The sequence below is a fragment of the Enterobacter sp. 241F3 genome (genome assembly GCF_034106785.1).
GTDB classification, from domain to species: Bacteria; Pseudomonadota; Gammaproteobacteria; order Enterobacterales; family Enterobacteriaceae; genus Enterobacter; species Enterobacter vonholyi.
In genome coordinates this window covers 394,988-406,792 of record NZ_JAWNDD010000002.1, presented here as the reverse complement: position 1 = coordinate 406,792, position 11,805 = coordinate 394,988, and the positions used below count along the sequence as shown (strand labels likewise).

Genomic DNA, 11,805 nt, shown 5'->3' with positions numbered 1-11,805 from the left:
AATGCGCGTACTGTTTTCGATGCTGTTGCTGGTGGGGTTCGCGGTAAGCGCGGCGGAGCCAACGCAGGTATTTACCGACGATTTAGGGCGCAAGGTCGTTGTGCCGGTTCATCCGAAGCGGATTGTTTCATTACACGATCTGGATATCACCATTCCTCTGATTGAGCTTGGCGTGCTGCCGGTGGCAAGCCATGGCCGCACGCGGCCGGACGGCAGCCACTTTCTGCGCTCCAGCGGCATGTTGACCGGCGTCGACTTCGATAATTCCGACATTAAATTTATCGGCACGGCCGATATCGACATCGAAGCCATCGCCGCCGCAAAGCCTGATCTGATCGTTACCGAGCCGACCCGCAACACCCCGGTGGAACAGCTGGCGAAAATTGCCCCGACGGTGAGCATCGATCATCTCGACGGCGGCGCGCCGGAAATCTACCGCAAGCTGGCTCAGCTGACGGGAACGCAGGCGCGGCTCAAGGTTCTGGAGCGGCGCTATCAGGAGCAGATTAAGGCGCTGAAGTCGACTATTGATACCAGCAAGGTGACCGTGTCCGTGATTCAGGCGAATCAGGGGAAGATTAACGCCATGCACAGCTACCACTCGCTGGGCCGCGTGCTGCGCGACGCAGGATTCAAGTTCCCGCCGCTGATTGAGAGCATCCCGGACGGAGGGCGTATCGACGTCAGCGCCGAGCGCCTGCCGGAGCTGGATGCCGATTTCGTCTTCGCCACCTGGCGCGGGGATACGGGCGGTAAACCGCAGGACGAGCTGGCGGCGATGGATGCTGTCATGCCGGGCTGGTGTCAGTTCCTCAATGCCTGCCGAACCGGGCATTACGTGCTGATCTCGCGTGAAGAGGCGATCTCGAATTCGTTCGCGTCTTTAGGGCTGATGGTCGCGCAGGTGCAGTCTCAGATTGCCGGGCGTCCGCTGCCGGAGGCATCAAGGTGATCCGCAAAGAGAAAGGGCGCGTGGATGTCTATGGCGACCGTTTTCGCGCGCGGGCGCATCAGCTGACGCCGCGTCTGCTGCAGGTTGCACGCTATATTCATGACAATCGTGAAGCGGTGATGGAACAGACCGCCATGGAGATTGCTGCGGAACTGAAAACCTCCGATGCCACGGTGGTCCGCGCCATCCAGGCGCTGGGTTTCGCCGGGCTGCGCGATCTCAAGCAAACGCTTGAGCAGTGGTTTGGTCCGGTGGTCACCTCCAGCGAAAAGATGTCCACTACGGTGAACACGCTCGCCAGCGACGTCAACGCGAGCATTGATTTCGTGCTGGAGGGGCATCAACACACCTGCGAGGTGTTGTCCGAGCCGCACAACCGCTACGCGATGGCCCAGGCGGTCTCTCTGCTGGCGCAGGCGAGGCAGGTCGCCATATTTGGCATTGGCGCCTCCGGCATTCTGGCCGAGTATACCGCCAGGCTGTTCAGCCGCATGGGGTTACCCGCCACGCCGCTTAACCGTACCGGAATAGGGCTTGCCGAGCAGCTGATTGCGCTTCAGCGCGGCGACGTGCTTGTGATGATGGCGCAGAAGTCCGCGCACCGGGAGGGGCAAACCACCCTGCGTGAAGCAAAACGTCTGGGCATTCCCACCATCCTGCTGACCAATGCCCTTGATTCGCGCTTCAGCAAGGAGGCCAGCGTGGTGATCCACGTTCCGCGCGGCGGCGAAAAAGGCAAAATTCCGCTCCACGGCACGGTGCTGCTGTGTCTGGAGATGATCATTTTATCCGTCGCCTCCACCGAGCCGCAGCGCACCATCAAGTCGATGAAGCGCATCAACGAGTTACATCGTGGGTTAAAACCGGGGAAGAAAAGCAGCTAAAAACAACAAAGCCCGGTTGCGCTGACGCTCACCGGGCCTGGATCTGTTCTCCCTCTCCCTTCAGGAGAGGGCTGGGGTGAGGGAAAACTTAAACCCCTTGCTCCAGAATGCGGATGTGGGTTTCCAGCACGTCACCCTTCACCGCGTCACTCCACGCTTTCATGTGCGTGGTCTGCAGGTGTGCTTCGAGGTGCGCGACGGTTTCCCACTGCTCAACCATGATGATCGAGTCCGGCGCGGTCGCCTGGAAGCTGGCGTCAGTGGCGGCATCCACCATTGGCGCGTAGCCGTGGCAGCCTTCTTCTTTCAGTACGGTCGGGATAATTTTCGCGAACTGATCCAGCACCGCCTGACGGTGATGTTGACCTGGACGAGTACGGATTTCTGCGATAACGGTAAGCATGTTTACTACTCCTTTAATTCCAGGCTACCAGTTAAGCAAAAATTTCCGCGAGATGCTTGCGATATTCTGCGATATAGCTCGGGACATCAGGCATTTTAATCACGTCGTTGACGATAAACGTCGGCAGAGGATCCATGCCCAGGAACTGGTTAGCCTTGTGGAACGGCAGGTACGCGCCGTCAACGCCCACGCCTTCGAAGAACTGATCTTTCTCGGTGAAGGCTTCCAGCGGGGCGTTCCAGGTCAGAGAGAGCATATATTTTTTGCCCTGAATCATACCGCCTGACCCGTATTTTTTGGACGCGTCAGAGCGGGTGCGGCCATCGCTGGCATACAGTGAGCCATGACCTTCGGTGAACACGTCGTCCATGTATTTTTTTACGGTCCACGGCGCGCCCATCCACCAGCCTGGCATCTGCCAGATCACCACGTCAGCCCACAGGAAGTTCTGTACTTCGGCTTTCACGTCGTAGTTGCTGTCCGCGCGTACGACCTTAACATCATGCCCGGCGTCGCGCAGGAAACCGTCCGCGACCTCGGTCAGGGTGTCATTCAGCTGGCCTTTAGAGTGCGCAAATTCTTTTGCACCGTTGATAATCAGGATGTTGCTCATTATTTGTCCTCGACGATGAGAGTATGGCGAGTATTCTACGCGCGAGGACGGAGCGGAAAAATGAGCAAAATGTGCAAAGTCTTTTGCATTAAACGCAATAATCTCTACCAGCTGACCTTTACTTCAAAACCGCCTTCAGGCGCATTGCTCAGCGAGACGCGCATCCCGTGCAGCGCGGCGATGCGTTTTACGATGGATAACCCCAGCCCGCTGCCCGTGGCATCCTGACCCGGCGGACGATAAAAGCGCTCGCCGATGCGCGCCAGCGCGTCAGGTGAAATGCCTGGGCCGTTGTCGCGCACGGTAAAACTACGCGCGTCCAGGGTGACGTCCACCACGCTGCCGCGCGGGCTGTAGCGGATGGCGTTGTCCAGCAGGTTGCGCACCAGCAGGCTTAGCAGCAGGGGCTGTCCCTGACGTTTGATCTGCGGGGCGTGGTTGTTGAGGCGAATATCAATCCCTGCCTGCTGCGCCGGATGCCAGATATCCAGCACCGCCGACTGAAGTAAATCGGCAAGCGTTATCGGTTCGACGTCGTCAAGATTATCCAGCGAGTCCAGACGCGACAGCGTGAGGAGCTGGTCCACCAGCCGGGAAGCGCGGTCGATGCCCGCATGCAGCTGCGCCAGCGCTTTTTCCCTCGCCTGCGGATCGTCCTGCGAGAGCTGCGCCACGTCAGTTTGCACCTTCAGGGCCGCCAGCGGGCTGCGCAGCTCGTGGGCGGCGTCGGACGTAAAGCGGCGCTCGCGGGTCATCATCTCCTGGGTACGCGCGAAGAGATGATTCAGCGAATCAAGCAGGGGGCGCACTTCCGTAGGGACGCCCTCCGTCGGCAGTTTATCGGTCGCATCCGGCGAGCGGGAGCGCAGGGTCTGCGCCAGCTTTTTCAGCGGCTTTAGCTCCCGGCTCAGGAGCAGAACCAGCAACAGCAGCATCACGGGCAGCGCCACCAGCCAGGGCGTGAGCTGCGAGCTGACCACGTCCAGCGCCATCTCCTGGCGGTACTCCCACTCCTGGCCGACCACCACGCGGTACTTCCCGTCGGGTGAGGTCAGCCACAGGAAACGCCATTCGTCGTTGTCGTCCTGGAGCTGCCCGTTAGCAAACCCGTCGCGGCGATAGTGGTACGGAATATCGCGCCCGTTCTCGCCATCGTTCAGCAGCATTTTGCCGTCAACGGCGTAAATGGCGAAAGCCAGCGCGTCGTCATCGAGACGGCCATGCTTCACTTTTTTCGGGATCTCGAGCATCCGTTCGGGGGCGCGGATCTCGTCAAGATCCATCGTCAGCAGCCGTTTGGCAAACAGCATCTGCTGCGTGTCGAAGAGCTTATCCAGCTTGTGGGTGGTCTGCTGCCAGGCCACCAGGCTGGCGGCAAACCATGCCGTCAGGGAGAGCGCTAAAAAGAGGAGCGTCAGGCGCAGCTTCAGGCTCAGGCGTTGCGTCAGCTTCATGCGTCACCCAGGGTATAGCCGATGCCGTGCACGGTGCGGATAAACTCGCTGCCAAGCTTGCGGCGCAGGTGATGAACGTGGACTTCTACCGCGTTGCTGGAGACGTCGTCATCCCAGGTATACAGTTTTTCCTCAATCGTCTTACGAGGGAGCACGCGGCCTGCATTGCGCATCAGCAGTTCCAGCAGCGCAAACTCTTTCGGCTTCAGCGTCAGCGGTTCACCGTCCAGCGTGGCGACGAGACGGGTCGGATCGAGCGTGACCTTGCCGTGGCGTAGCTCGCTATGCGTCTGGCCGTGACTGCGGCGGACCAGCGCCTCGAGGCGGGCGCCCACTTCAATCAGCGCGAACGGCTTGCAGAGATAATCATCCGCGCCAAGACGTAGCCCTTCCACGCGCTGGTTGAGCGCATCCCGCGCGGTCAGGATCAATACCGGCTCGCTGCGCCCGCTTTCGCGCCACGCGCGCAGGATGTCCAGACCGTCGATTTCCGGCAGCGTCAGGTCCAGCACCACGGCATCATAGGGCGCAGAAGCAAGCGCGGCCTGGCCGGTTTTACCGTCGGTAAACCAGTCCACGCTAAAGCCCATTTTGCTTAAACCCGCCCTGATACCGTCGCCGATTAACGTGTCGTCTTCTACCAGTAAAATGCGCATGTTCCCTCCTTGATGCCGTCAGTAAACCCTCTGTAAGCGCCTGCTGTACAGCAATAATAAATAAATTTTTCCCTTAAGAAGTTGTTAAGGATTACCCTGTTTAATGGACTGCGAAACCAGATTAAAGGGAGAGTTAATATGAAAAAATTCGCTGCTATTGCCGCCATCATGATGATGACCACTGCCCCCGTTTTTGCCGCGCAGGGCGGATTTAACGGCCCGTCGGCCACGCAAACCCAGACCCAGACGCAGACGGGAGGTTTTGTTGATAACGACGCTAACCTCACCACTGCGGTGAAGGTAAAAGAGATGAAGGACGACAGCTGGGTGAAGCTGCGTGGGAACATTACCCAGCGCCTGTCCGATGACCGGTACACCTTCCGCGATGAGACCGGCACGGTCAACGTGGAGATTGACCACAAGCGCTGGAACGGCGTGACCGTCACCCCTCAGGATAAAGTGGAAATCCAGGGCAAGGTCGATAAAGAGTGGAACGATTTTGAAATCGACGTGAAGCAGGTCATTAAGCTGAACAAATAACCCGGAAAGGGCCGCATAAGCGGCCCTTTTTCTTTGTGACTCAACTCGTCAGATAGGGTAGTATCTGCGGCAATATTGCCTGAAACCCTTCGGTTTCTGAGTTGAGGAATCACACGTAATGAGCGATATGGCAGAGCGCCTCGCGCTACATGAATTCACGGAAAACGCCTACCTGAACTATTCCATGTACGTCATCATGGACAGGGCGTTGCCGTTTATCGGGGATGGCCTGAAGCCCGTTCAGCGCCGCATCGTGTATGCGATGTCCGAACTGGGGCTGAACGCCACCGCCAAGTTCAAGAAATCCGCCCGTACCGTCGGTGACGTGCTGGGTAAATACCATCCGCACGGCGACAGCGCCTGCTATGAAGCGATGGTGCTGATGGCTCAGCCGTTCTCTTACCGCTACCCGCTGGTGGATGGTCAGGGGAACTGGGGGGCGCCGGACGATCCGAAATCCTTCGCGGCAATGCGTTATACCGAATCCCGCCTCTCTAAATATGCCGAAGTGTTGCTGGGCGAGCTGGGTCAGGGAACCGTCGACTGGGTGCCAAACTTCGACGGTACGATGCAGGAGCCAAAGATGCTGCCTGCGCGTCTGCCGAACATCCTGCTGAACGGTACTACCGGTATTGCGGTCGGTATGGCGACGGACATTCCGCCGCACAACCTGCGTGAAGTGGCGAAAGCCGCCATTACCCTGATCGAGCAGCCTAAAGCCTCGCTCGACGATCTGCTGGATATCGTGCAGGGGCCAGATTTCCCAACCGAAGCTGAGATCATCACCTCTCGCGCGGAAATTCGCAAAATCTACCAGAACGGGCGCGGCTCCGTGCGCATGCGCGCGGTGTGGAATAAAGAGGACGGCGCCGTGGTGATCACCGCGCTGCCGCATCAGGTTTCCGGTGCCAAAGTGCTGGAGCAGATCGCCTCCCAGATGCGCAATAAAAAGCTGCCGATGGTCGACGACCTGCGCGACGAATCGGATCACGAAAACCCGACCCGTCTGGTGATCGTGCCGCGCTCCAACCGCGTGGACATGGAGCAGGTGATGAACCACCTGTTTGCCACCACCGATCTGGAAAAAAGCTACCGCATTAACCTGAACATGATCGGCCTCGACGGACGCCCGGCGGTGAAAAACCTGCTGGAGATCCTCACCGAATGGCTGACGTTCCGCCGCGATACGGTACGCCGTCGTCTGAACCATCGTCTCGAGAAAGTGCTTAAGCGCCTGCATATCCTTGAAGGTTTGCTGGTGGCATTCCTCAATATCGACGAGGTGATTGAGATCATCCGTACCGAGGACGAGCCGAAGCCCGCCCTGATGTCGCGCTTTGGCATCAGCGAAACCCAGGCCGAAGCGATCCTTGAGCTGAAGCTGCGTCATCTCGCCAAACTGGAAGAGATGAAGATCCGCGGCGAGCAGAACGAGCTGGAAAAAGAGCGCGATCAGCTGCAGGCGATCCTCGCGTCCGAACGCAAGATGAACACCCTGCTGAAGAAAGAGCTGCAGGCCGATGCCGATGCCTTCGGCGACGACCGTCGTTCTCCGCTGCACGAGCGTGAAGAAGCGAAGGCGATGAACGAGCACGACATGCAGCCGTCCGAGCCTGTGACTATTGTCCTGTCGCAGAGCGGCTGGGTACGCAGCGCCAAAGGCCACGATATCGACGCGCCGGGGCTCAGCTATAAAGCGGGCGACAGCTTCAAAGCGGCGGTGAAAGGCAAGAGCAACCAGCCGGTGGCGTTTATCGACTCCACCGGTCGCAGCTACGCCATTGACCCGATCACGCTGCCTTCCGCGCGCGGGCAGGGCGAGCCGCTAACCGGCAAGCTGACGCTGCCGCCGGGCGCGACGGTTGACCATATGCTGATGGAAGCCGATGACCAGAAGCTGCTGCTGGCGTCCGATGCGGGCTACGGCTTTATCTGTACCTTCAACGATCTGGTTTCCCGCAACCGTGCCGGTAAGGCGCTGATTAGCCTGCCGGACAACGCTCACGTGATGGCACCGCTGGTGATTGAGAACGAAAGCGACATGCTGCTGGCGATCACTACCGCCGGACGTATGCTGATGTTCCCGGTCAGCGATCTGCCGGAGCTGTCAAAAGGCAAGGGCAACAAGATCATCAACATCCCGTCGGCGGAGGCCGCGAAAGGCGAAGATGGCCTGGCGCACCTCTTCCTTCTGCCGCCGCAGAGCACGCTGACCATTCACGTCGGCAAGCGCAAAATCAAGCTTCGTCCGGAAGAGCTGCAGAAGGTGGTGGGTGAGCGCGGTCGCCGCGGCTCGCTGATGCGCGGTCTGCAGCGTATCGATCGCGTGGAGATTGACTCTCCTGCACGCAGCGCGGCGGGCGACAGCGAAGAGTAATGTCGTGATATCCCCCCTCTGTCCGGAGGGGGAATTTCAATAAAATTTCCCGTAAAATCGTTGTTAATTCGTGCGTTGCGATTAACAATACGCGCTCGTAATAAAGTCCTTACCTGGCCACAGGTGAAGTATAATTGTCAGCTGTTGGGGCTTCAGAGGTCGCTATGCTATATATTGTTCGTCTTATTCTTACCGTCATCTACTGTATTCTGGTCTGTATTTTCGGCTCTATTTATTGCCTGTTCAGCCCGCGTAATCCGAAGCATGTCGCCACCTTTGGCCATATGTTCGGGCGCCTTGCTCCGCTGTTTGGCCTGAAGGTTGAAAAACGTCTGCCGGAAGGGGCGGAGAATTTCGGTAACGCCATCTATATTGCCAACCATCAGAACAACTACGATATGGTGACGGCCTCTAATATCGTGCTTCCACCGACCGTGACGGTGGGCAAAAAAAGCCTGCTGTGGATCCCGTTTTTTGGTCAGCTGTACTGGCTTACCGGTAACCTGCTGATCGACCGTAATAACCGTGCAAAAGCGCACAGCACCATTGCGGAAGTGGTGAATCATTTTAAAAAGCGCAAAATCTCAATCTGGATGTTCCCGGAAGGAACGCGCAGCCGCGGTCGCGGCCTGCTGCCGTTTAAAACCGGTGCGTTTCATGCTGCAATTGCGGCAGGTGTTCCAATTATTCCCGTGTGCGTTTCCAATACTTCGAATAAGATTAATCTTAACCGCCTGAATAATGGGCTGGTGATTGTCGAAATGCTGCCACCTGTCGATACCAGCAAATACGGTAAAGATCAGGTGCGTGAATTGGCAGCACACTGCCGTGAGCTAATGGCTCAGCATATTGCGCAGCTCGACAAAGAAGTCGCAGAGAGAGAAGCCGCCGGTAAGATTTAACCCGGCGTTGAAGGGAAAACGAATTCCCGCGTTGTTAGTCGTTTCAGATGGAGCTTATATGTCACTCAGTCGGCGTCAGTTTATTCAGGCTTCGGGGATCGCCCTTTGTGCGGGTGCGATGCCGCTGACAGCCAGCGCCGCCGGGCAGCAACAGCCGCTGCCTATACCGCCATTAATTGAATCCCGTCGCGGTCAGCCGCTTTTCCTGACGCTGCAGCGTAGCCACTGGTCCTTTACCCAGGGGACGCGTGCGCCCGTCTGGGGCATTAACGGACGTTACCTCGGGCCGACCATACGCGTGTGGAATGGCGATGACGTAAAGCTCATCTACAGTAACCGCACCCCTGAAAATGTCGCTATGACCATCAGCGGCCTGCAGGTACCTGGCCCGCTGATTGGCGGCGCGGCGCGAATGATGTCACCCAGCGCCGACTGGGCGCCCGTTCTGCCGATTCGCCAGAGCGCGGCAACCCTGTGGTATCACGCTAACACCCCTAACCGCACGGCGCAGCAGGTCTATAACGGCCTGGCCGGCATGTGGCTTGTGGAAGATGAAGTCAGCAAATCTCTGCCGATCCCGAATCACTACGGCGTGGATGACTTCCCGATTATCATCCAGGACAAACGTCTGGATAACTTCGGCACGCCTGAATACAGCGAGCCGGGCAGCGGTGGCTTCGTCGGTGATACGCTGCTGGTCAACGGCGCGCAAAGCCCGTATGTCGAAGTTTCTCGCGGCTGGGTGCGCCTGCGCCTGCTCAACGCGTCTAACTCGCGCCGCTATCAGCTGCAAATGAGCGATGGTCGTCCGCTGCACGTGATCTCCGGCGATCAGGGCTTTTTACCGGCGCCGGTGTCCGTCAAACAGCTTGCGCTCTCGCCGGGCGAACGTCGCGAAGTTCTCATTGATATGACCAATGGGGATGAAGTGTCTGTCACCTGCGGTGAAGCGGCCAGCATTGTCGACCGTATTCGCGGGTTCTTTGAACCGTCGAGCATTCTGGTCTCGACCCTGGTGCTGACCCTGCGTCCAACCGGTCTGCTGCCGCTGGTGACCGATAGCCTGCCCATGCGCCTGCTGCCGCAGGAGATCATGAGCGGCTCGCCGGTGCGCAGCCGTGATATCAGCCTCGGCGACGACCCGGGCATCAACGGCGCGCTGTGGGACGTCAACCGCATCGACATTACCGCGCAGCAGGGTACCTGGGAGCGCTGGACGGTGCGTTCAGATATGCCGCAGTCGTTCCATATTGAAGGGGTGGCATTCCTGATCCGCAACGTCAACGGTGCCATGCCGTTCCCGGAAGACCGCGGCTGGAAAGATACCGTCTGGGTGGACGGCCAGGTTGAGCTGCTTGTCTACTACGGTCAGCCTTCGTGGCCGCATTTCCCGTTCCTGTTCCACAGCCAGACGCTGGAGATGATGGACAGGGGCTCCGTAGGGCAGATGCTGATCAATCCTGCCCCATAATTCTGACATTCCCGGTTCGCCGGGAATGTTTTATGCCCGCCAGAAAAAGCGCGAGAACAGTATCAGCACCGGATAAATTTCCAGACGCCCTAAGATCATCGCCGCGCACATCAGCAGTTTTGCCCCTTCTGTTAACGTGCCGAACGTCGACGCCGTCTCGCCAAATCCCAGCCCCATGTTGTTGATGCAGGCGGCAACCGTTGCGAATGACGTAAACAGGTCGTAGCCCATCAGATTGAGCGACCAGACAAAAAAGCCCGTAATCATCACGTAGAGAAAAAAGAAGCTCCAGACCGAGCGCAGGACGCGTTCATTCACCACGCTTTTGCCCACCTTAATGCTCAGCAGCGCTCTCGGATGCGCCAGCTGGTTCATCTCCTGAATACTCTGCTTGAACATAATGAGAAAACGCAGCGCTTTGATCCCGCCGCAGGTCGAGCCTACGCAGCCGCCAAAAAAGCTGGCGCTCAACAGCAGGAAGATGGTATGTGCTGGCCACTGGGCATAGTCGGCTGTCGAAAGGCCGTTATCGGTCATCATCGAACTGGCAAGGAAGAAGGCATGCACCAGGCTATCAGTGGCGTTGTACATCCCGGCATGCCAGACCTGCCAGGCGGTGATGACGATAATCACCGCGGCGGCGCTCAGAAAGAATTTAACCTCCGGGCTGCGGCGAATCGGTTTCAGGGTGCGTCTGACAATGGCGACGTACCAGAGGGTGAAGTTAAACGCGGAGAGCAGTGAAAACGCCCCGGCGACCAGCTCAATCGCGTGGCTGTCATAAAACCCAATGCTCTCGCTGCGGGTGGAGAACCCGCCCAGTGACACGGTCGACAGCCCGTGACAGAGGGCGTCAAAAAAGGACATTCCCGCCAGCCAGTAGGCCAGGGTGCAGGCCACACCCAGCGCGAAGTAGGTCACCCACAGCGTGCGCGCGGTATCGGCAAGGCGGGGCGTCAGGCGCTCCTCCTTGAACGGTCCCGGCATCTCTGACTGATAGAGCTTCATGCCACCGATGCCCAGCAGCGGCAGGACCGCGACGGCCAGCACGATGACGCCTAACCCGCCAATGAAATTCAGCTGAGCGCGGTAGTAAAGGTACGATTTAGGCAGGGCGCTGACGTCCCCGATCACCGTTGCCCCGGTGGTGGTGATCCCGGAAACCCCTTCAAAGAGCGAGTCGGCAAAAGAGAGCTGTAGCCCGTCATCCATCCAGAGCGGCATGGCGCTAATCAATGAAAACAGCAGCCAGAACAGCACGATGATCACGAAACCGTCGCGGGTGCGCAGCTGTATGCCCGCGTGACGGGTTGCCCGCCAGGTTAGCCCTCCGAGAGTAAAAAAGGTTAAAAAGGTGGTCAGAAAGGCAAAGTAGGTCCGCTCTTTATTCAGCAGGGCGATAACCATCGGCGGCAGCATAGAAAGGCTGTACAGCAGAACCAGAAAACCGCAGAGGTGAAGGACAACCCGCAGTTGGGAGACATGTAACGAATCGTTGGGCTTCACAACTGAGCTCCGCACAAACACGCATTCCGGGACAAATCACCGGAAAA

The 11,805-nt window shown here is 58.3% G+C and carries 11 protein-coding genes; 6 read left to right on the top strand and 5 right to left on the bottom strand.

Features of this window, described 5'->3' with window-relative positions; genetic code table 11:
* Window position 1: 1 nt before the first annotated feature.
* Both UR504_RS09200 and UR504_RS09195 read left to right on the top strand, forming a co-directional pair.
* Window positions 2-952 carry an iron-siderophore ABC transporter substrate-binding protein gene (locus UR504_RS09200; RefSeq protein WP_302237522.1) on the top strand — a complete coding sequence of 317 codons (951 nt, stop codon included), beginning with the start codon at window positions 2-4 and terminating at the stop codon, window positions 950-952.
* The gene (locus UR504_RS09195) at window positions 949-1,836 is read left to right on the top strand and encodes a MurR/RpiR family transcriptional regulator (RefSeq protein WP_111963280.1); all 888 of its coding nucleotides are present in this window, start codon (window positions 949-951) and stop codon (window positions 1,834-1,836) included. The genes UR504_RS09200 and UR504_RS09195 overlap by 4 nt, the downstream gene beginning before the upstream one ends.
* Before the next feature lie 88 nt (window positions 1,837-1,924).
* Here the strand turns inward: UR504_RS09195 and UR504_RS09190 are convergent, their stop codons facing one another.
* The 4 genes from UR504_RS09190 to qseB form a co-directional block, all read right to left on the bottom strand.
* Window positions 1,925-2,239: a putative quinol monooxygenase gene (locus tag UR504_RS09190; RefSeq protein WP_032664433.1), complete on the bottom strand. Its 315-nt coding sequence runs from the start codon at window positions 2,237-2,239 to the stop codon at window positions 1,925-1,927.
* Window positions 2,240-2,270: 31 nt separating this feature from the next.
* Complete coding sequence (locus tag UR504_RS09185) at window positions 2,271-2,852, bottom strand: NAD(P)H-dependent oxidoreductase (RefSeq protein ID WP_111963279.1); 582 nt, start codon at window positions 2,850-2,852, stop codon at window positions 2,271-2,273.
* A gap of 104 nt (window positions 2,853-2,956) precedes the next feature.
* Window positions 2,957-4,306 (bottom strand): quorum sensing histidine kinase QseC, encoded by a 1,350-nt coding sequence (gene qseC, locus UR504_RS09180; RefSeq protein WP_302237513.1) that lies wholly within the window; start codon window positions 4,304-4,306, stop codon window positions 2,957-2,959.
* Window positions 4,303-4,962 carry a quorum sensing response regulator transcription factor QseB gene (gene qseB / locus UR504_RS09175; protein WP_023326078.1) on the bottom strand — a complete coding sequence of 220 codons (660 nt, stop codon included), beginning with the start codon at window positions 4,960-4,962 and terminating at the stop codon, window positions 4,303-4,305. The genes qseC and qseB overlap by 4 nt, the downstream gene beginning before the upstream one ends.
* 138 nt (window positions 4,963-5,100) lie before the next feature.
* On the opposite strand from qseB, the gene UR504_RS09170 reads away from it, so the two are divergent.
* The 4 genes from UR504_RS09170 to ftsP all read left to right on the top strand — a co-directional run bounded on the left by UR504_RS09170 (window position 5,101) and on the right by ftsP (window position 10,252).
* Window positions 5,101-5,502 carry a YgiW/YdeI family stress tolerance OB fold protein gene (locus UR504_RS09170; RefSeq protein ID WP_111963277.1) on the top strand — a complete coding sequence of 134 codons (402 nt, stop codon included), beginning with the start codon at window positions 5,101-5,103 and terminating at the stop codon, window positions 5,500-5,502.
* Window positions 5,503-5,620: 118 nt separating this feature from the next.
* Window positions 5,621-7,879, top strand: a complete 2,259-nt coding sequence (gene parC / locus UR504_RS09165; RefSeq protein ID WP_302237510.1) for a DNA topoisomerase IV subunit A — start codon at window positions 5,621-5,623, stop codon at window positions 7,877-7,879.
* A 164-nt stretch (window positions 7,880-8,043) separates the two neighbouring features.
* Window positions 8,044-8,781, top strand: coding sequence for a 1-acylglycerol-3-phosphate O-acyltransferase (gene plsC, locus UR504_RS09160; protein WP_045404006.1), 738 nt, complete (start codon window positions 8,044-8,046; stop codon window positions 8,779-8,781).
* Between the two features lie 58 nt (window positions 8,782-8,839).
* Window positions 8,840-10,252: a cell division protein FtsP gene (ftsP, locus tag UR504_RS09155; protein WP_023309186.1), complete on the top strand. Its 1,413-nt coding sequence runs from the start codon at window positions 8,840-8,842 to the stop codon at window positions 10,250-10,252.
* Between the two features lie 30 nt (window positions 10,253-10,282).
* Here the strand turns inward: ftsP and UR504_RS09150 are convergent, their stop codons facing one another.
* Window positions 10,283-11,758, bottom strand: coding sequence for a TrkH family potassium uptake protein (locus tag UR504_RS09150; RefSeq protein ID WP_111963275.1), 1,476 nt, complete (start codon window positions 11,756-11,758; stop codon window positions 10,283-10,285).
* Window positions 11,759-11,805: the final 47 nt, after the last annotated feature.

What these genes read in the sequence shown, in the direction of transcription:
- plsC (WP_045404006.1), top strand. Translation starts at nt 8,044, where the DNA reads ATGCTATATATTGTTCGTCTTATTCTTACCGTCATCTACTGTATTCTG.
- qseC (WP_302237513.1), bottom strand. Translation starts at nt 4,306, where the DNA reads ATGAAGCTGACGCAACGCCTGAGCCTGAAGCTGCGCCTGACGCTCCTC.
- parC (WP_302237510.1), top strand. Translation starts at nt 5,621, where the DNA reads ATGAGCGATATGGCAGAGCGCCTCGCGCTACATGAATTCACGGAAAAC.
- UR504_RS09190 (WP_032664433.1), bottom strand. Translation starts at nt 2,239, where the DNA reads ATGCTTACCGTTATCGCAGAAATCCGTACTCGTCCAGGTCAACATCAC.
- UR504_RS09170 (WP_111963277.1), top strand. Translation starts at nt 5,101, where the DNA reads ATGAAAAAATTCGCTGCTATTGCCGCCATCATGATGATGACCACTGCC.
- UR504_RS09185 (WP_111963279.1), bottom strand. Translation starts at nt 2,852, where the DNA reads ATGAGCAACATCCTGATTATCAACGGTGCAAAAGAATTTGCGCACTCT.
- ftsP (WP_023309186.1), top strand. Translation starts at nt 8,840, where the DNA reads ATGTCACTCAGTCGGCGTCAGTTTATTCAGGCTTCGGGGATCGCCCTT.
- UR504_RS09200 (WP_302237522.1), top strand. Translation starts at nt 2, where the DNA reads ATGCGCGTACTGTTTTCGATGCTGTTGCTGGTGGGGTTCGCGGTAAGC.
- qseB (WP_023326078.1), bottom strand. Translation starts at nt 4,962, where the DNA reads ATGCGCATTTTACTGGTAGAAGACGACACGTTAATCGGCGACGGTATC.